At 71.4% G+C, this 17,409-nt stretch carries 21 protein-coding genes and 1 pseudogene; 3 read left to right on the top strand and 19 right to left on the bottom strand.

Annotated features, from left to right (window positions below):
* Positions 1–27: 27 nt before the first annotated feature.
* From G4X40_RS18400 to G4X40_RS22975, 9 genes and pseudogenes are all read right to left on the bottom strand, one after another.
* The gene (locus G4X40_RS18400; protein WP_277834718.1) at positions 28–360 is read right to left on the bottom strand and encodes a DUF2752 domain-containing protein; all 333 of its coding nucleotides are present in this window, start codon (positions 358–360) and stop codon (positions 28–30) included.
* 38 nt (positions 361–398) lie between these two features.
* The gene (gene lgt, locus G4X40_RS18395) at positions 399–1,478 is read right to left on the bottom strand and encodes a prolipoprotein diacylglyceryl transferase (protein ID WP_277834608.1); all 1,080 of its coding nucleotides are present in this window, start codon (positions 1,476–1,478) and stop codon (positions 399–401) included.
* The gene (trpA, locus tag G4X40_RS18390) at positions 1,475–2,269 is read right to left on the bottom strand and encodes a tryptophan synthase subunit alpha (protein WP_277834606.1); all 795 of its coding nucleotides are present in this window, start codon (positions 2,267–2,269) and stop codon (positions 1,475–1,477) included. The genes lgt and trpA overlap by 4 nt, the downstream gene beginning before the upstream one ends.
* On the bottom strand, positions 2,266–3,546 hold the full coding sequence (gene trpB, locus G4X40_RS18385; protein WP_277834717.1) for a tryptophan synthase subunit beta: 1,281 nt from the start codon (positions 3,544–3,546) through the stop codon (positions 2,266–2,268). Before trpB ends, trpA begins: the two co-directional genes overlap by 4 nt.
* 139 nt (positions 3,547–3,685) lie before the next feature.
* Positions 3,686–4,495, bottom strand: a complete 810-nt coding sequence (gene trpC / locus G4X40_RS18380; RefSeq protein ID WP_277834604.1) for an indole-3-glycerol phosphate synthase TrpC — start codon at positions 4,493–4,495, stop codon at positions 3,686–3,688.
* Between the two features lie 160 nt (positions 4,496–4,655).
* Positions 4,656–5,426: a TIGR02234 family membrane protein gene (locus G4X40_RS18375; protein ID WP_277834602.1), complete on the bottom strand. Its 771-nt coding sequence runs from the start codon at positions 5,424–5,426 to the stop codon at positions 4,656–4,658.
* Positions 5,423–7,006 (bottom strand): anthranilate synthase component I, encoded by a 1,584-nt coding sequence (locus G4X40_RS18370; protein WP_408642244.1) that lies wholly within the window; start codon positions 7,004–7,006, stop codon positions 5,423–5,425. Before G4X40_RS18370 ends, G4X40_RS18375 begins: the two co-directional genes overlap by 4 nt.
* Positions 7,007–7,049: 43 nt before the next feature.
* Positions 7,050–7,910 carry an alpha/beta fold hydrolase gene (locus G4X40_RS18365; protein WP_277834597.1) on the bottom strand — a complete coding sequence of 287 codons (861 nt, stop codon included), beginning with the start codon at positions 7,908–7,910 and terminating at the stop codon, positions 7,050–7,052.
* Between the two features lie 114 nt (positions 7,911–8,024).
* A pseudogene (locus G4X40_RS22975) lies at positions 8,025–8,135 on the bottom strand (helix-turn-helix domain-containing protein); the annotation flags it as partial.
* A 118-nt stretch (positions 8,136–8,253) separates the two neighbouring features.
* Between G4X40_RS22975 and G4X40_RS18360 the strand changes: the two are divergent.
* Both G4X40_RS18360 and G4X40_RS18355 read left to right on the top strand, forming a co-directional pair.
* Positions 8,254–8,913 carry a carboxymuconolactone decarboxylase family protein gene (locus G4X40_RS18360; protein ID WP_277834595.1) on the top strand — a complete coding sequence of 220 codons (660 nt, stop codon included), beginning with the start codon at positions 8,254–8,256 and terminating at the stop codon, positions 8,911–8,913.
* Positions 8,886–9,302, top strand: coding sequence for a tautomerase family protein (locus tag G4X40_RS18355; RefSeq protein ID WP_277834593.1), 417 nt, complete (start codon positions 8,886–8,888; stop codon positions 9,300–9,302). Before G4X40_RS18360 ends, G4X40_RS18355 begins: the two co-directional genes overlap by 28 nt.
* 151 nt (positions 9,303–9,453) lie before the next feature.
* Here the strand turns inward: G4X40_RS18355 and G4X40_RS18350 are convergent, their stop codons facing one another.
* Positions 9,454–9,672 carry a tautomerase family protein gene (locus tag G4X40_RS18350; RefSeq protein ID WP_277834591.1) on the bottom strand — a complete coding sequence of 73 codons (219 nt, stop codon included), beginning with the start codon at positions 9,670–9,672 and terminating at the stop codon, positions 9,454–9,456.
* An 89-nt stretch (positions 9,673–9,761) separates the two neighbouring features.
* Between G4X40_RS18350 and G4X40_RS18345 the strand changes: the two genes are divergently transcribed.
* The gene (locus G4X40_RS18345; RefSeq protein WP_277834589.1) at positions 9,762–10,481 is read left to right on the top strand and encodes a YdcF family protein; all 720 of its coding nucleotides are present in this window, start codon (positions 9,762–9,764) and stop codon (positions 10,479–10,481) included.
* Between the two features lie 22 nt (positions 10,482–10,503).
* On the opposite strand, the gene hisI is transcribed toward G4X40_RS18345, so the two are convergent.
* The 9 genes from hisI to hisD form a co-directional block, all read right to left on the bottom strand.
* Positions 10,504–10,872, bottom strand: a complete 369-nt coding sequence (gene hisI / locus G4X40_RS18340; protein WP_277834587.1) for a phosphoribosyl-AMP cyclohydrolase — start codon at positions 10,870–10,872, stop codon at positions 10,504–10,506.
* A complete protein-coding gene (gene hisF / locus G4X40_RS18335) occupies positions 10,869–11,642 on the bottom strand; it encodes an imidazole glycerol phosphate synthase subunit HisF (RefSeq protein WP_277834586.1) in 774 nt (257 codons plus the stop codon). Before hisF ends, hisI begins: the two co-directional genes overlap by 4 nt.
* On the bottom strand, positions 11,639–12,532 hold the full coding sequence (locus G4X40_RS18330; protein ID WP_277834584.1) for an inositol monophosphatase family protein: 894 nt from the start codon (positions 12,530–12,532) through the stop codon (positions 11,639–11,641). The genes hisF and G4X40_RS18330 overlap by 4 nt, the downstream gene beginning before the upstream one ends.
* 14 nt (positions 12,533–12,546) lie before the next feature.
* Positions 12,547–13,281, bottom strand: a complete 735-nt coding sequence (gene priA / locus G4X40_RS18325; RefSeq protein ID WP_277834582.1) for a bifunctional 1-(5-phosphoribosyl)-5-((5-phosphoribosylamino)methylideneamino)imidazole-4-carboxamide isomerase/phosphoribosylanthranilate isomerase PriA — start codon at positions 13,279–13,281, stop codon at positions 12,547–12,549.
* Positions 13,282–13,360: 79 nt separating this feature from the next.
* Positions 13,361–13,996 (bottom strand): imidazole glycerol phosphate synthase subunit HisH, encoded by a 636-nt coding sequence (gene hisH, locus G4X40_RS18320; protein WP_277834581.1) that lies wholly within the window; start codon positions 13,994–13,996, stop codon positions 13,361–13,363.
* Between the two features lie 49 nt (positions 13,997–14,045).
* Positions 14,046–14,198, bottom strand: a complete 153-nt coding sequence (locus tag G4X40_RS18315; RefSeq protein ID WP_277834579.1) for a hypothetical protein — start codon at positions 14,196–14,198, stop codon at positions 14,046–14,048.
* The gene (gene hisB / locus G4X40_RS18310; protein WP_277834578.1) at positions 14,195–14,827 is read right to left on the bottom strand and encodes an imidazoleglycerol-phosphate dehydratase HisB; all 633 of its coding nucleotides are present in this window, start codon (positions 14,825–14,827) and stop codon (positions 14,195–14,197) included. Before hisB ends, G4X40_RS18315 begins: the two co-directional genes overlap by 4 nt.
* Complete coding sequence (locus G4X40_RS18305) at positions 14,824–16,017, bottom strand: histidinol-phosphate transaminase (protein WP_408642251.1); 1,194 nt, start codon at positions 16,015–16,017, stop codon at positions 14,824–14,826. Before G4X40_RS18305 ends, hisB begins: the two co-directional genes overlap by 4 nt.
* Positions 16,018–16,031: 14 nt before the next feature.
* Positions 16,032–17,405 (bottom strand): histidinol dehydrogenase, encoded by a 1,374-nt coding sequence (hisD, locus tag G4X40_RS18300; RefSeq protein ID WP_277834577.1) that lies wholly within the window; start codon positions 17,403–17,405, stop codon positions 16,032–16,034.
* Between the last annotated feature and the right edge of the window lie 4 nt (positions 17,406–17,409).

The following is a 17,409-nucleotide window of genomic DNA, read 5'->3' as shown; positions in this document are numbered from 1 at the left end:
GCCCCGTCAGAAGGCCTCGGCCGGCCGTCAGGGGTGCAGCGGCCAGATCGGCAGGTTGCGCACGACGGTCCACACCGCCGCGAGCACCACGAGCGTCCAGAGCGCGGCTCGCGGCGGCGCCCGGTGGCCGCGGGTGCGCAGCAGCCACCAGGCGAGCACAGGCAACAGCACCAGCAGGAAGAGGTTGTCGTGCGCGGCGGCACCGAGGTCGCCGCGGAGCAGGTCATGGGTCATCCGCAGCCCGCCGCACAGCGGGCAGTCCAGCCCGGTGATCAGCTTGGTCGGGCAGTGCGGCATCGCCGCGGACGGGTCGTGCGGGTTGACCACCGCGAGGTAGCCGAGGGCCGCCGCGCCGGCCACCAGTGCGGCGGCCGGCGCGACCCTGACCCGCGCGGCGATCACCGGGGTGGGCTCGTCCCCTTGTCGGCGGACACCGCGTCGGCATCCTTCTCGGCAGTTCCGTCGGACTTCCCGTCCTCGGGTTTCTCCGGCTTCCCGCCCTTCGGCTTCCCGGTCTTCTCGTCGGGGGTGTCGGTGCCGGAGGCCTGCGCCTGCGCGGTCTCCGCTTGCGCCGCCTCCGCCTCGAGCGCCCGCGTCTGCTTGGACTTGAGCGTGTCCGGGTCTTCGCGCCCCTTCCGGGCGAACACCAGGTATACGACCGCGAGCAGGAACACCACCGTCGAGGTGATCGTGTTGATCCGCAGCCCGAACACGTGGGTGGCGTGGTCGCTGCGCATCAGCTCCACCCAGAACCGGCCCAGGCAGTAGCCCGCGACGTACAGCGCGAAGGTGCGGCCGTGGCCCATCCGGAAGCGACGGTCGGCCCACACGACCACGATCGCGACGCCGACGTCCCAGAGCAGTTCGTAGAGGAACGTCGGGTGCACCGGCGTCGGCGCGCCCGAGTACGGCATCCCGTCGGACACGCCGCCCAGCATGTCCAGGTGGCCGTCGCGGATGCGTTCGTAGATCTCCAGTCCCCACGGCATGGTGGTGGGCCGGCCGTAGAGTTCCTGGTTGAAGTAGTTGCCGATCCGGCCGATGGCCTGCGCCAGCACGATGCAGGGCGCGATCGCGTCACCGAACGCGGGCAGCGGGAGACCCCGCACCCGACAGCCGATCCACGCGCCGACGCCGCCGAGCAGCACCGCGCCCCAGATGCCGAGACCGCCGTCCCAGATCTTGAGTGCATCGATCGGCGTCGCGGTGGCGTGCGCACCGAAGTAGGTGCTCCAGTCCGTCGCCAGGTGGTACAGCCGACCGCCGATCAGGCCGAACGGCACCGCCCAGATCGCGATGTCGAGGACGGTGCCCTTCTCTCCACCACGCGCAACCCACCGGCGGTCGCCCCAGACGATCGCGATGATGATGCCGATGATGATGCAGATCGCGTAGGCGCGGATCGCCACCGGACCGACATACCAAACCCCTTGCGGCGGGCTGGGGATCAGCGCCAGCACCGCTCCCGTGTCCGTCACGAGGCGACGCCGACCGACCGGACGCCGTCGGCGAGTTCACGCGTGAGCGCGCCGAGCGCGTCGACTCCTTCGCCGGCCGCCGACACCAGCGCCGACCCGACGATCACCCCGTCCGCGAAGGCGGCGATCTCCGCGGCCTGCGCCCCCGAGCGCACGCCGAGCCCGACCCCGACCGCGATGTCCGAGTGCGCCTTGACCCGCGTCACCAGTTCCGGCGCCGCCGACGAGACCGCCTGGCGCGCACCGGTCACCCCCATCGTCGACGCGGCGTAGACGAACCCACGGCAGGCGTCGACGGTGCGGGCCAGCCGCTCCTCGGTCGACGACGGCGCCACCAGGAAGGTCCGGTCCAGCCCGTGCGCGTCGGAGGCTGCGATCCAGTCCTCCGCCTCCTCGGGGATCAGGTCGGGGGTGATCAGCCCGAGACCGCCGGCCGCGGCGAGATCGCGCGCGAACGCCTCGACCCCGTACTGCAGCACCGGGTTCCAGTAGGTCATCACGACGGCCTTGCCGCCCGCGTCGGAGACGGTCTGCACCGCGTCGAACACGTCGCGCACCCGCACGCCGTTGGCCAGCGCCTCGGCGGTGGCCTCCTGGATGGTCGGCCCGTCCATCATCGGATCGGAGTAGGCGATGCCGACCTCGACCAGGTCGCATCCGCCGTCGACGATGGCGCGCAAGGAGTCTCGCGATTTCGTCACCGTCGGGTAGCCGCACGGCAGGTAGCCGATCAACGCGGCGCGGGACTCGGCCCGGCAGGCCGCGAAGATCTCTGCGGTCGAATCCGTCATCGGTTGTTCTCCCCGTTCTCGCGCGTGCCGGCCTCGGCCGCGGTGTCGTCGCCGAGCAGCCCGAACCACCGTCCCGCGGTGTCGACGTCCTTGTCTCCGCGGCCGGACAGGTTCACCAGGATGATCCCGTCGGGGCCCACCTGCGGGGCCAGCTTGACCGCACCGGCGACCGCGTGCGCGGACTCGATGGCCGGGATGATGCCCTCGGTCCGGCACAGCAGCGAGAAGGCGTCCATCGCCTCGGCATCGGTGACCGGCAGGTACTCGGTGCGGCCGATGTCCTTGAGGTAGGAATGTTCCGGGCCGACACCCGGGTAGTCCAGACCCGCCGAGATCGAGTGCGACTCGATGGTCTGGCCGTCCTCGTCCTGCAGCAGGTGCGCGTAGGACCCCTGGAAGACGCCGGCGCGGCCCGCGGTGATCGTCGCGGCGTGCCGCCCGGTCGACACGCCGTCGCCGGCGGCCTCGAAGCCGACCAGTCGCACGCCGGTGTCGGCGAGGAACGGGTGGAAGATGCCGATGGCGTTCGAGCCGCCGCCGACGCAGGCCGCGACGGCGTCGGGCAGCCGACCGGTCGCCGCCAGGATCTGCTGGCGCGCCTCCATGCCGATGACCCGCTGGAAGTCACGGACCATCGACGGGAACGGGTGCGGCCCGGCGGCGGTGCCGAAGGCGTAGTAGGTGCTCGCGGCGTTGGTGACCCAGTCGCGGAAGGCCTCGTTGATCGCATCTTTGAGGGTCGCCGACGCGGTCTCGACCGACTCGACCTCGGCGCCCAGCAACCGCATGCGGGCGACATTGAGCGCCTGGCGGCGCACGTCGACCGCGCCCATGTAGATCTTGCACTCGAGCCCGAGCAGCGCACAGGCGGTCGCGGTGGCGACGCCGTGCTGTCCGGCGCCGGTCTCGGCGATGACGCGGGTCTTGCCCATCCGCTTGGCGAGCAGCGCCTGACCGAGCACGTTGTTGATCTTGTGGCTGCCGGTGTGGTTGAGGTCCTCACGCTTGAGGAACACCCGTGCGCCGACGTGCTCGCCGAGTCGCTCGGCCTCGTACAGCGGTGACGGCCGGCCGGTGTAGTCGCGCTGCAGACGGTCGAGTTCGTGCAGGAACGAGTCGTCCGCGCGGGCCTTGTCGTACGCGGTGGAGACGTCCTCGATGTTGGCCATCAGTGCTTCCGCGACATAACGGCCGCCGAACAGCCCCCAGTGGCCCAACTCGTTCGGCTCGTTGCCGGTACGGTGGCCGACCGCCGCACTCATCTTCGGCAACGGCATTCCCGCCGCATCGGCGTTCTTGAAATCGCCGTTATCGAAGGTGCCGCTGTCGATTCCGTCACTGTCGGATCCGCCACTGGGGAGCTCTGGCTCGGGAGAAGTCACGCCCTCAAGTCTGCCCTAACGCCGGGCCGCCGGGTCAGCGGGACGGCTTGGGGCAGGACGGGTGCTCCCCGGCCGCGACCAGATCGGACACCGAGCTGCGCGGATCGCCGCTGGTGACCAGCCCCTCACCGACGAGGACCGCATCCGCGCCGGCGCCCGCGTACGCGAGCAGGTCCGCGGGACCGCGCACACCGGACTCGGCGATCTTGATGACGTCCTTGGGCAATCCGGGGGCGATCCGCGCGAAGTTGCCGCGGTCCACCTCGAGAGTCTTGAGGTCGCGCGCGTTGACACCGATGACGCTGGCGCCGGCCTGCAGCGCGCGGTCGGCCTCCTCCTCTGTGTGCACCTCGACGAGCGCGGTCATGCCGAGCGACTCGGTGCGGTCGAGCAGCGAGGACAGCGCGTGCTGCTCGAGTGCCGCGACGATGAGCAGGATGATGTCGGCGCCGTGGGCGCGGGCCTCGTGGATCTGATACGGCCCCACGATGAAGTCCTTGCGCAGCACCGGGATCTTGACGCGCCGACGGACCGCGTCGAGGTCGGCCAGCGACCCGTGGAAGCGCCGCTCCTCGGTGAGCACGCTGATCGCCCGGGCTCCGCCGGCCTCGTAGGCGGCGGCCAGGTCGGCCGGGTCGGCGATGTCCGCGAGCGGACCGCGCGACGGGCTGGCCCGCTTGACCTCCGCGATCACGGCGATGCCGTCCGCACGCAGCAGCGCGGCGGCGTCCAATGCCGGCGGCACGGCGGCCGCGGCCGCCTTGACCGACTCGAGATCGAGCACGGCCTCGCGTGACGCCACGTCGGCGCGGACACCGTCGAGAATCGAGTCGAGCACAGTCATCGTGGCCCGCAGTCCTTCCTCACCGTCATCCGGCGACTTCCCGTCGCCGGATGGTTCCCACCAACGGTGGGCTCACCCCCAAGGGGAGCACCCCCGCACACACGGACTCGTCCCGTCCATATGGTGTTGTTCACAGTAACGGCCCGGCCACAGCAGCCTCTCAGCGGGTATCCGAGTCGCGTCCCGTACCGCCGCTCCCGTCGTCGCCCTGATCCACGGTCGGGTCCTCACCGGCGTCCAGCGCGTCCCAGAGCATACGTTCGGTCAGGTCCTCGTCCACCTGCTCGCCACCGCGGGCCTTGTCGGAGCGGGCCTTGTCGGCACGGCGGGTGGCCTCCGCCCGGCGCGCCGCCGGGGTCTGGTACTTCGACGACAACCCGGCAGCGCCGACGGACCGCGGCTTGCGAACCAGCCCGACCGCGGCGATCAGCGCGAGCACCGCACCGACCAGGGCCACCACCGGCGGCCACGCCACCACGTCCGAGTGGGTGACCGCGGCCCGCGCGGGTAGCTCGGCGATCTGCGAAATCCGGTCGGCGGAGACCGCGCCGGACTCCGTCAGCGTCCGCACCGCCCGGACCCCGGCGACGACGGCGACCAGGGCGACGATCACCCCCACCACCCGCAGCGCCCAGCCGCGGACCGCGAACGATGCGGCGATCGCGGCGAGCAGCACCAGCGCCAGCGGCGTCAGTTCACCGGCCCAGCTCGCACCCGAGATGGTCCCGTCCTTGGGCGGCTGCAGTTGGTCGAACGAGGTGTACCGCACCCAGGTGGCGCGCGAGGCGATCCACAGGCACAGCGCGGCCGCCACCAGCGCCACCGCGACCAGGCCCTTGCGGCGGCGCTGCGCCTTGGCCGCGGCCGTGGCGGCGTCGGTGGCTGTGGGCTCCGCCGGCTCGGAGGCGGGGCTCTGCGACTGCTCGGTCATCGGGTCGCCACCTCGTTCCCGTCGGCACCGGCGGGGTCGGTGACCGAGAGCGGCCGCATGGTCCCGGCCGCCGCGATCGCCTTGAGCACCGCCATGGCCTTGTTGCGCGACTCGTTGTCCTCGTACTCCGCCTGCGAGTCGGCGACGATGCCGCCGCCGGCCTGCACGTACGCGGTGCCGTCCTTGATCAGCGCGGTGCGGATCGCGATGGCCGTGTCGGCGTCGCCCGCGAAGTCGAGGTATCCGACGATGCCGCCGTAGAGTCCGCGGCGCGTGGTCTCGAGTTCCTCGATCAGTTCCATGGCCCGCACCTTCGGTGCCCCGGAGAGGGTGCCGGCCGGGAAGCAGGCGGTCACCGCGTCGAGTGCGTGCTTGTCGGCGCGCAGCCGGCCCGAGACGGTCGAGACCAGGTGCATGACGTGGCTGTACCGCTCGAGGTGGCGATAATCGGTGACCTTGACGGTGCCCGGCTCGCACACCCGGCCGAGATCGTTGCGGCCCAGGTCCACGAGCATCAGGTGCTCGGAGTTCTCCTTCTCGTCGTGCAGCAGGTCCTTGCCGAGCAGGATGTCCTCCTCCTCGGTGGCGCCGCGCCAGCGGGTGCCGGCGATCGGATGAGTGGTCGCGACCCCGTCGGTGACGGTCACCAGCGCCTCCGGGCTGGAGCCGACGATCGAGAACGCGGTGCCGCCGGACCCGTCGGGCACCCGCATCAGATACATGTACGGGCTCGGGTTCGACGCGCGCAGCACCCGGTAGATGTCGAGCGGGTCCGCGTCGGTCTCCATCTCGAACCGCTGAGAGAACACGACCTGGAACGCCTCTCCGGCCTCGATCTCACGCACCACCCGCGCGACGCCGGCGTGGTACTCCTCGGCCGTGCGCTGACGCCGGTAGTCCGGCTCGGGGCGGCTGAACGACGCCACCGTAGACTCGGCCGGCGCACCGAGGGCGGCGGTCATCCGGTCGAGCCGCGCGACGGCGTCGTCGTAGGCCTCGTCGACCCGCTCATCGGTGCCGTCCCAGTTGACGGCGTTGGCGATCAGCGTGATGGCGCCCTCGTGGTGGTCGACCGCGGCCAGGTCGGTGGCGAGCAGCATCACCATCTCGGGCAGGCCCAGGTCGTCCTCGGTCAGGTTCGGCAGCCGCTCGAGGCGACGCACGATGTCGTAGCCGAGGTAACCGACCATGCCGCCGGTCAGCGGCGGCATGCCGTAGATGTGCTCGGTCTGCAGCAACTGCAGGGTGGCGCGCAGCGCGGCGATCGGATCGCCTCCCGACGGCACCCCCGACGGCACGTTGCCCTGCCAGCTGGCCTGTCCGTCGACCACGGTCAGCGCCGCGGCGCTGCCGGCGCCGATGAACGACCACCGTGACCACGACCGCCCGTTCTCCGCGGACTCCAGCAGGAAGGTGCCGGGCCGGTCCGCGGCGAGCTTGCGGTACGCCGAGAGCGGAGTCTCCGAGTCCGCCAGCACCTTTCGGGTCACCGGGACCACGCGGTGTTCCTGGGCCAGCGCGTGGAACTGCTGTCGGGTGGTGGTCGAGTCCGCGATGGTGTCGCCGTGCATGCCGTCCATCCTCCCAGGCCCGGCGACGAGGGTGCGAGCCGCCCGGTGGGCGTCAGCGCGCGAGAAACCCGGCGAGCGCGGGACCGACCGCCGACGGGTTTTCCACCTGCGGGTAGTGCCCGGTGGCCGGGTCGTCGTCGAGTTCGACGATCTCCGCCTGCGGCAACCGCTCGCGGACGCGGGCGAGCACGTGCGCGCCGCTGACCGGGTCGGCCGGCCCCCATACGAACAGCATCGGCCCGAGGAATCCCTCAAACGCGGTGCGCCACCGGTCCGCGTGCTCGACGCGGTCGTCGATGTACGCCAGCAGCTTCGGCATCAGGCTGGCGCCCTGCCGACGTTGGGTGGCCAGCCACATCTCGTGCAGCGTATTCGGCGGCAGCGGCCGGCCCAGCACCTCGCGCAGGCCGGCCGCGTAGGCGGGTTCGAACGCGAAGTGCCCCGCGACCGGGCCGATCCGGCTGCGCAACAGCCGCTGGCCGCGGGTGGGCCGGTGCAGGTCGGGATACAGGCCTCCGTTGAGCCAGGCCGCGCGGATCACCCGGCCGGGCACGCGGGCGAGGATCTCCTGCGCGACGCTGACGCCGTAGTCGTGGGCGACCAGCGCGGTGTCACCGATCCCCAGCGCCGACCAGACGGCCTCGAGCAGATCCGCCTGCTCGGTCAGCGTGTAGCGGTGCGCCCGCGGCTTGTCGCTGTTGCCGAAACCGAGGAAGTCGGGAGCGGTCACCCGGCAGCCCGCGTCGACGAGATACCCGAGCACCGGTGCCCAGTCGTGCGAGGACGTCGGGAAGCCGTGCAGCAGCGTCACCGGGGTGCCGCCCTCCGGGCCGGCCTGCCGCACGAACAGCTCACGACCGGTCACCTCGAGCCGCGTCCCGGCGGCCCACCACTGGTCCAAGGTTTCGCTCATCGCCACCCAATCTAGGTGCGCGACAGGGCCCGGCGCCAGAGTCGGCGACGCTGCGGAGAACTGCCGAGACAGCGTGCACCCGTGCGACAGGCGCCGGTCTGGCCCGCCGGTGACACGGTCGAACAACGCGGCACCCAACTCGTGTTCGGCCGCGGCAACCTGACGGGAGACGGCCGACTGCGTGGAGCCCAGGTCCACTGCAGCGGCGGTGGGGCTGCCGCCCTCGGCGACTTCAACGGATCACCCGCAGCGTCGTGGGGACATGGCTCATGCGGCGCAAGCACAGGAGGTATGCGAAACATTCGCTGGTGACATGGCACGGCTCCTGCCTAGCGTGACGGTCATGAGCACTTCCCCGAGAGCCGGTGCGGACGACCTCGGCGGCCGTCTGCGCCTCCTCCCCGTCGACGAGTTCGACGCCGCCCAGTCCGCGCTGCACGGCCGGCTCCTCGCAACCCGCGGCGCCCGGGCCGATGATGCGGGCTACCGCGCCGTCCTTCGCGACGGACGGCTCATCGGACCGTTCAACGGGTTCATCCGTGCTCCCGTGATCAGCGCGGCCCAACTCGACTGGGCGCAGGCGATCTCGGCCGGCGGGCTTCCGGATGACGTCCGTGAGGTCGCAATCCTCACCGTCGGCGCCGAATGGGCGACTGCGTACGTGTTGTACGCACACTCGCGCGCCGCCCGGAAGGCGGGCATCAGCGACCCGGACATAGCGGCGCTCCGGGTCCGTCAGCAGCCGGCCGGACTGAGCCCGGAGGCCGACCTCGCCCATCGGCTCACCGTCGCGCTCGTACGCGACCACGACGTACCGGACGATCTCTACACCGCGTCGATCGCCGCATTCGGCGAATCCGCGACGGTGACGCTCATCGCGCTCATCGGCCAGTACCTGACGACCTCGGCGCTGCTGACCTGCTTCCGGGTGCCGACGCCTCCCGAATCCGACCCGACCACGCAGAAGGAATACCCATGCCACTCATCACGATCGAGCTCATGACCGGGACGACCGTCGAGCACCGCAAGGCGATCTCGGACGGCCTCCACGAAGCGATGCAGGAGATCCTCGACATCCCCGACGACGACCGGTTCCACGTCTTCCATGAACTGTCGGAAGGCGACCTCGTCCACGAGCCCGTCGTGTTCGGGATTCCCCGCACCACCAGCCGGATGCTCCTGATCACCCTCTCGTTCAACGAACGCAGCCCCGAGCAGAAGAATGCACTGTTCGCCGCGGTGGTCCGCCGGCTCGAGGAGCACGCGGGCGTCCGCCGCGACGAGCTGCCGCTGCGTGTCGTCGAGACTGCCCGGGAGAACTGGTGGGGCGACGGTCGCGTCGTGAACCCGCAGACGGGCTACGACGAGCGGATGACGCCCGCAGTCCCGTAGACGAGTCGCGTGCCCTTCGCGGCCCGCTCGCCTTCGAGGAAGCTGTGCGGTGCCGCCTTCGGGCGCGCCCGAACTCACCGACCCGGCAGGAGAACCTCCTCGTGCACGACGTCGCGATCACCGGCGGACTCGTCGGCTGATCCGTCCCGACTCAGCCGAGCGGCGTTCCGCCCACGCCCCAGTTCTCCCGTGGCACGTCGGTGAGCGTGACCCAGATGGAACTCTCCGGCTTCCCGCTCGCGTCCGCATAGGCCTTGGTGACCGAGGCGATGACCGCCCGGCGCTGTTCGACGGTCAGGCCCGGCGTCTGGCTGATCTGGATGAGAGGCATTCGCTCATTCTGCCTTGTCGGAAGATCACGCGCGGGCACCACTTCCGCCGAACAGCTGACAGATATGCGGTCCGCTGCTAACGTCGCGGCAGTTCGTGCGCCTTCGCCCCTGCGACCGAAAGGCCCTCGTGTCCACCACTTTTCGTCGTGCCATCGCCTGCACTGCCGCGGTCGTCGCCCTCGCCGGGGCGGGGACCGGTGTCGCCCAAGCCGAGGGGTCGCTGGGGTCCGCCGGGTCGTCGGGATCCGTCGACCTGCTGCCCTCGGGGTCCGCCGGGATGCTGCCGTCCAGCGGGTCTGCGGCCCTGCCCAGCACGACCGCGATCACCAATGCGGTGCTGTCCACCGTCGGCGGCTGTCAGACCCCGGTCCCCGAGCTGATCCGGCTGTGCTCCGAGACGCAGACGCTGATCTCCGAGCCGCCGCTGATGCTCAAGCTCAATCCGTTCGGCACGCACATCGTGGTGCTCGGCGCCGGACTGTTCCCCAACGGGACGATCCGGCCGGTGCTCGACTCGCGGCTGCAGGCGGCGCGGGCGTTGGCGGTCATGTTCCCGACCGCACCGATCATCGTCAGCGGCGGTGTCCCGCAGTCGGGCCGCACCGAGGCGCAGGCGATGTTCGACTGGCTCACCGCGAGCGGGATCCCCGCGCAGCGGATCATCCGAGAGGGCACGTCCCGCTCGACCGTCGAGAACGCCGCCAACACCAACCGCATCCTCGCCGACCGGGGCGCCACCGGCGCCGTCGTGGTCACCAGCCCCGACCACCTGCGCCGCGCGCTGATCGACTTCCGCAACGCGGTCGGCGGGCGGATCCCCGTCGACGGGGTCATCTCGGCCGGCTGACCCGCGACTCTCCGGGCGTGGTCTACTCCGTGGGCGGCAGCAGGATGTCGGCGTCGAAGCAGGTGCGGGTACCGGTGTGGCAGGCCGGGCCGGTCTGGTCGACGATCAGCAGCACGGTGTCGCCGTCGCAGTCGAGTCGCACCTCGTGCACGTACTGGGTGTGCCCGGACGTCTCGCCCTTGACCCAGTACTGCTGCCGCGACCGCGAATAGTAGGTGCCCTTGCGGGTGGCGAGGGTGAGCGCGAGGGCCCGGTCGTCCATCCACGCCATCATCAGCACCTCGCCGGTGCCGCGCTGCTGCGCGATCGCCGGGACCAGCCCGTCGGCGGTGCGCTTGAGCCGGGCGGCGATCGCCGGATCCAGCTCCGTGCCATCGATGTTCTCGGTCATCGCACCGTGATCCCTTCTGCGCGCATCGCATCCTTGACCTGGCCGATGGTCAGGTCGCCGAAGTGGAAGACGCTGGCCGCGAGCACCGCGTCCGCCCCGGCCGCCACCGCCGGCGCAAAGTCCGCGACCTTGCCGGCGCCGCCGCTCGCGATGACCGGCACGGTCACGGCCGCCCGCACGGCGGTGATCATCCGGATGTCAAAGCCCTCCTTGGTGCCGTCCGCGTCCATCGAGTTCAGCAGGATCTCGCCGACGCCGAGCTCTGCGCCGCGCACCGCCCACTCGACCGCGTCGATGCCGGTGCCGCGCTTGCCGCCGTGCGTGGTGACCTCCCAGCCCGACGACGTCGCCGGCTCGCCCTCCGGGACCGTGCGCGCATCCACCGACAGCACGATGCACTGCGAGCCGAAGCGCTGCGACATCTCGCGCAGCACCTCCGGCCGCGCGATCGCGGCGGTGTTGACGCTGACCTTGTCCGCGCCGGCGCGCAGCAGCCGGTCCACGTCCTCCACGGTGCGCACACCGCCGCCGACGGTGAGCGGGATGAACACCTGCTCGGCGGTGCGGCGGACGACGTCGAGCATCGTCGACCGCTCCGCGCTCGACGCGGTCACGTCGAGGAACGTGAGCTCGTCGGCGCCCTGCGCGTCGTATGCGGCGGCCAGTTCGACCGGGTCGCCGGCGTCGCGCAGGTTCGCGAACTTCACCCCCTTGACCACCCGGCCCTGGTCGACGTCCAGGCAGGGGATGACCCGTACCGCAAGTGTCATGTCAGCGATCCATCCGTTTCGGTCCGGTCGGGCGAGTACGAGGCGGGCTCCCCGAGTTCGGTGAAGATCTTCAGCAGTTCGGCGTGCACCCCGGGCGCCGCGGCGAGCACCGACGGCGATCCGGCCCGCCACGGCCGGCCGGCCAGATCGGTGGCCACTCCCCCGGCGGCCCGCACCAGCGCGACCCCGGCCGCGCTGTCCCACGGGTTCTGACCGAAGGCGATGGCGCCGCCCAGCGCACCGCCGGCGGTGAACGCGAGGTCGGCCCCGATGCTGCCGTGCATCCGCAGCCGCCGCACCGACCGGCTCAGCTCGGTCAGCGCGGCGAGGCGGTACCGGCCGGGATAGCGGCCGCGGCCGTCGATGTTGAAGGTGCCCATCGCGATGATCGACTCCCGCAACCGGCCGTCGTCCAATCGGGGCAGGGGCTCGCCGTTGCCGAGCACCGGGCCGCCGAGCACGGCGGCGTATGTCCGGCCCACCAGCGGCAGCCAGGTCAGCCCGAGCACCGGAATCCCGTTGTGCACCAAGGCCAACAGCATCCCGGCCAGCGGCAGCCCGGCCGAGTAGTTGACGGTGCCGTCGACCGGGTCGAGCAGCCACACCGTGCCGGTGCCGACGTCGGGACCGCCGAACTCCTCGCCGTGCACCGCGATCCCTGTGCGCTCGAGCAGTTCGCCGCCGAGCCGGCGTTCGAGTTCGATGTCGACCTCGGTGGCGAAGTCGTTCGGCCCCTTGGGCACCGCGCTCGGGGCGCCGAGCCCACTCCGGAAGCGTCCGGCCGCGGCGTCGAGCAGGCCCGTGGCCACGGCCAGCAACTCACCCGGATCCGCCGGCAGATCCGTGGGGATCTGCCCGGAGATCTCCGGGGGGTCGATGGCCGGGCTCACGTGGCTGCCATTGCTCAGGCGGAGACCGCGGCCAGCGCCTCGGGCAGGGTGAACCGTCCCGCGTACAGGGCCTTGCCGACGATCGAACCCTCCACGCCCTGACCGGTCAGCCTGGCGATCGCGCGCAGATCGTCGATCGTGGACACGCCACCGGAGGCGATCACCGGTGCGTCGGTCGCCGCGCACACCTGCGCGAGCAGGTCGACGTTCGGTCCGGTCAGCGTGCCGTCCTTGGAGACGTCGGTGACCACGTAGCGGGCGCAGCCGTCGCGGTCGAGGCGCGCGAGCACCTCCCACAGGTCGCCGCCGTCGCTGACCCAGCCGCGGCCACGCAGCCGCCACTGCCCGTCGATGTTCTTCACGTCCAGGCCGACCGCGATCCGCTCGCCGTGCCGGGCGATGGCCCGCGCGCACCACTCGGGGTCCTCGATCGCCGCGGTGCCGAGGTTGACGCGCGCGCAGCCGGTCGCCAGCGCCGCCTCGAGCGAGTCGTCGTCGCGGATGCCGCCGGACAATTCCACCTTCACGTCCAGTTCGCCGACGACCTCGGCGAGCAGGTCGCGGTTGGACCCGCGGCCGAACGCCGCATCCAGGTCGACCAGGTGCACCCACTCGGCGCCGTCGTGCTGCCACTGCAGCGCGGCCTCACGGGGCGAACCGTAACCGGTCTCGCTCCCCGCCTCTCCTTGGACGAGACGGACCGCTTGTCCGTCGGCGACATCGACTGCAGGCAACAAAACCAGGCTCACGTGCACCAACCCTAATGGTCGCCGCGGCGAGGACGCGCCGCGGGTGCGGCACGGTTCACCGGGTGTGCCGCCGATCCCGTCACAGGCTCTGCACCCAGTTGCGCAGCAGTGCGGCCCCGGCGTCGCCGGACTTCTCCGGGTGGAACTGGGTGGCCGAGAGCGGACCGTTCTCCACCGCCGCCAGGAACGGGCCGCCGTGCTCCGACCAAGTCAGCTTCGGCGGGGTCAGCAGCTCGGACGGCTCCATCTCCCAGCGCTGCACCCCGTAGGAGTGCACGAAGTAGAACCGGGTGTCCGCATCCATGCCGGCGAACAGCACACTGTCCGCCGGCGGCTGCACGGTGTTCCAGCCCATGTGTGGCAGCACCGGCGCGCTGAGCTGCTCGACGGTCCCGGGCCACTCGCCGCAGCCCTCGGCCTCGATGCCGTGCTCGACGCCGCGATCGAACAGGATCTGCATGCCCACGCAGATGCCCAGCACCGGCCGCCCGCCCGCGAGGCGCTCGCCGATGATCCGTTCGCCGCGCACCGCCCGCAGGCCCTCCATGCAGGCGGCGAACGCGCCGACCCCGGGCACAACCAGCCCGTCGGTGGCCAACGCGACCCGCGCCTCGGAGGTGACCTGCACCTCCGCGCCGGCGCGGACCAGCGCCCGTTCCGCCGAGTGCAGGTTCCCCGAACCGTAGTCGAGGATCGCGACGGTCTTGCCGCTCATCGGCTGTACATCCCCTCTGCACGCATGCCCACCGGACACCTCCCGCGCACTAGATCACCCTCAAGATTCCGCCCGCGGCGGCGAGCACCGCCAGCGCGAGCAACACACCCGAAACGAACCTGTTGTTCTTCCACATCGAATAGGCACCGCCGATGAAGAAGCCCGCCAGGATGAACAGCCCGTAGACGAGGAAGTCGCTCACAGGCTGCCCTTGGTGGACGGGACGCCGCTCACGCGCGGGTCGATCTCGACCGCAGTGCGCAGGGCCCGGGCCACCGCCTTGAACTCGGCCTCGGTGATGTGGTGCTGGTCGCGTCCGTACAGCGTGCGCACGTGCAGCGCGATGCGAGCGTTGCTCGCCAGCGACTCGAACACGTGGCGGTTGATCACGGTCGCGTAGGGCACGCCCGGGTAGCCGCCGATCACCGCGTGCAGCATGTGCTCCGGCTCGCCGGTGTGCACGCAGTACGGCCGCCCGGACACGTCGACGGCCGCGTGTACCAGCGCCTCGTCCATCGGGATGTACGCGTCGCCGAACCGGCGGATGCCCTTCTTGTCGCCGAGGGCCTGCGCCAGCGCCTGGCCCAGCACGATCGCGGTGTCCTCGACGGTGTGGTGGGCCTCGATCTCGACGTCGCCCTTGGCCTGCACGGACAGGTCGAAGCCGGCGTGGCTGCCGAGCGCGGTGAGCATGTGGTCGAAGAACGGGATGCCAGTGGATACAGCGGTGTCGCCCTTACCGTCGAGGTTGAGTTCGACGACGATGCTCGACTCCTTGGTCGTGCGCTCCACCCGGGCGATGCGGCCGGTTCCCACGCCTGTCTCCGTCACTGACGCTCCTCCGATGTCGTGTTCGCCGATCCGCGTTCTGCCGATCCGTGCTCTGTCAGTTCCGTCGCCGCGAGCGCGGCGCTCACCCGCAGCAGTTCGTCGTTCTCCGCGGCCAGCCCGATCGTCGCACGCAGGTGCCCCTCGATGCCGACGTCGCGGATCAACACGCCCTCGTCGAGGTAGCACTGCCAGGTCGCGGCGGCGTCGGTGAACCTGCCGAACAGGATGAAGTTCGCGTCGCTGGGCACGACCGAGAAGCCGAGTTCGGACAGCCGCGCCGACACCCGGTCGCGCTGGGCAGCCAGTTCGTGCACGCTGCCGAGGGTCTCGTCGGCGTGGCGCAGCGCGGCACGCGCGGCCGCCTGGGTAACGACCGACAGGTGGTACGGCAGCCGCACCAGCAGCAGCGCCTCGATCACCGCGGGCGCCGCCGCCAGGTAGCCGAGCCGGCCGCCCGCGAACGCGAACGCCTTGCTCATGGTCCGGCTGACGACCAGTTTCGCCGGGTACTGCTCGATCAGTGCGACCGCGCTGGGCACCGAGGAGAACTCCGCGTAGGCCTCGTCGACGATGACGATCCCGCGGGCCGCGTCGAGGACCCGGCGCAGGTCGTCCAGCCCGATGCTGTGCCCGGTCGGATTGTTCGGGCTGGTCACGAACAGCACGTCGGGGTCGTGCTCGGCGATGAGCTCGGCGGCCCGGTCGACGTCGAGGGTGAAGTCGGCGCGCCGGGGCGTGGGCAGCCACTCGGTCTGCGTGCCCGACGCGAGGATCGGGTGCATCGAGTACGACGGCACGAAGCCCATCGCCGAGCGGCCCGGTCCACCGAACGCCTGCAGCAACTGCTGGAGCACCTCATTGGACCCGTTCGCCGCCCACACGTTGGACACGTCCAGCGCGACACCGGTCTGCAGGGTCAGATAGGCGGCCAGGTCGGTGCGCAGCGCCACCGCATCCCGGTCCGGGTAACGGTGCAGGTTGCGGGCGGCCTCGCGGACCGCCTCGGCGACGTCGGCGACGAGCGCCTCGCTCGGCGGGTGCGGGTTCTCGTTCGTGTTCAGCTGCACGGGGACCGTCAATTGCGGTGCACCGTAAGCGGATTGGCCGCGCAGGTTCTCCCGCAGCGGCAACTCGTCGATGCTCGTCCCCGCCCCGGGAACCGTCTTGGACTTGATCTCCCGAGGCGACATCGCGTGTGCCACGCCTACTCCCCCTGGCTCGACAGGTCCGCGCGCAGCGGCTCGAAGCGCAGTCGCACCGCCTCGCCGTGCGCGGGCAGGTCCTCGGCGTTCGCGAGCGCGATGACGTGACCGGAGACGTCGCGCAGCGCCTGCTCGCTGTAGTCGACGACGTGGATGCCGCGCAGGAACGTCTGCACGCTCAGGCCCGACGAGTGCCGCGCGCAGCCCGCCGTGGGCAGCACGTGATTCGACCCGGCGCAGTAGTCACCCAGGCTCACCGGCGCCCACGGCCCCACGAAGATGGCGCCGGCAGAGCGCACCTTTGCGGCGACCTCGGAGGCGTTCTCCGTCTGGATCTCCAGGTGCTCGGCGGCATACGCGTTGACCACGTCGAGCCCCTGCTCGATCGACGACACCAGCACGACCCCCGACTGGCTGCCGGCCAGCGCCGTCGCGACCCGCTGCTGGTGCTTGGTCAGCTCAAGCTGCGCGGTCAGCGCGTCGTCGACCGCGTCGGCGAGCTCGGCGGAGGTGGTCACCAGCACGGACGCGGCCATGACGTCGTGCTCGGCCTGGCTGATCAGATCGGCGGCGACGTGCACCGGATCGGCGGAGTGGTCCGCCAGGATCGCGATCTCGGTGGGGCCGGCCTCGGCGTCGATGCCGACCAGACCGCGGCACAGCCGCTTGGCCGCGGTGACGAAGATGTTGCCGGGGCCGGTGATCAGGTCAACCGGGGCCAGCTCGTCGGTGCCGTCGACCACCGCGGTGTCGGTGCCGCCGTAGGTGAGCAGCGCGACCGCCTGGGCGCCGCCGGCCGCCCACACCTCCTCCACGCCGAGCAGTTCGGCCGCGGCCAGGATCGTCGGGTGCGGCAGTCCGCCGAACTCGGCCTGCGGCGGCGAGGTCACCACCAGCGAGGCGACGCCGGCCTCCTGCGCGGGCACCACGTTCATCACGACCGACGACGGGTAGACGGCGTTGCCGCCGGGCACATACAGCCCGACGCGCTCGACCGGCACCCACCGTTCGGTGACGGTCCCGCCGGGGACCACCTCGGTCGCGGTGTCGGTGCGGCGCTGGTCGCGGTGCACCTTGCGGGTGCGTTCGATGGCGACCTCGAGTGCGGTGCGCACCTTCGGGTCGAGTTCGGCCAGCGCCTGGGTGCGGGCGCTGCGCGGCACCCGGACGGATGCCGGACGCACCTTGTCGAACTTCTCGCTGAGCTCGAGCACCGCCTCGGCGCCGCGCTCGCGGACCGCGTCCACCACCGGTTGGACCTGATGCAGCACGGCGTCCACATCCACTCCACCTCGTGGCAGCGCGGAGCGCAGCTCGGCCCTGGTGGGGGTGCCGGCGCGCAGGTCGATGCGGGCAAGCGTGGTGCGGGCGGGCATGAAG

The sequence above is a fragment of the Speluncibacter jeojiensis genome, from assembly GCF_029589495.1.
GTDB lineage: Bacteria > Actinomycetota > Actinomycetes > Mycobacteriales > Mycobacteriaceae > Speluncibacter > Speluncibacter jeojiensis.
Note: the sequence above shows the minus strand (reverse complement) of the source record. Positions and strands in the feature narration are given on the sequence as shown.

Coding starts and splice junctions, on each gene's coding strand:
- trpA (WP_277834606.1), bottom strand. CDS start 2,269: ATGACGGATTCGACCGCAGAGATCTTCGCGGCCTGCCGGGCCGAGTCC.
- G4X40_RS18305 (WP_408642251.1), bottom strand. CDS start 16,017: ATGTCGCCTCGGGAGATCAAGTCCAAGACGGTTCCCGGGGCGGGGACG.
- hisF (WP_277834586.1), bottom strand. CDS start 11,642: ATGACACTTGCGGTACGGGTCATCCCCTGCCTGGACGTCGACCAGGGC.
- G4X40_RS18370 (WP_408642244.1), bottom strand. CDS start 7,006: ATGGACGGCATGCACGGCGACACCATCGCGGACTCGACCACCACCCGA.
- trpB (WP_277834717.1), bottom strand. CDS start 3,546: ATGCCGTTGCCGAAGATGAGTGCGGCGGTCGGCCACCGTACCGGCAAC.
- G4X40_RS18355 (WP_277834593.1), top strand. CDS start 8,886: ATGCCACTCATCACGATCGAGCTCATGACCGGGACGACCGTCGAGCAC.
- hisI (WP_277834587.1), bottom strand. CDS start 10,872: ATGACCGAGAACATCGATGGCACGGAGCTGGATCCGGCGATCGCCGCC.
- hisH (WP_277834581.1), bottom strand. CDS start 13,996: ATGAGCGGCAAGACCGTCGCGATCCTCGACTACGGTTCGGGGAACCTG.
- hisD (WP_277834577.1), bottom strand. CDS start 17,405: ATGCCCGCCCGCACCACGCTTGCCCGCATCGACCTGCGCGCCGGCACC.
- G4X40_RS18360 (WP_277834595.1), top strand. CDS start 8,254: ATGAGCACTTCCCCGAGAGCCGGTGCGGACGACCTCGGCGGCCGTCTG.
- G4X40_RS18375 (WP_277834602.1), bottom strand. CDS start 5,426: ATGACCGAGCAGTCGCAGAGCCCCGCCTCCGAGCCGGCGGAGCCCACA.
- G4X40_RS18365 (WP_277834597.1), bottom strand. CDS start 7,910: ATGAGCGAAACCTTGGACCAGTGGTGGGCCGCCGGGACGCGGCTCGAG.
- trpC (WP_277834604.1), bottom strand. CDS start 4,495: ATGACTGTGCTCGACTCGATTCTCGACGGTGTCCGCGCCGACGTGGCG.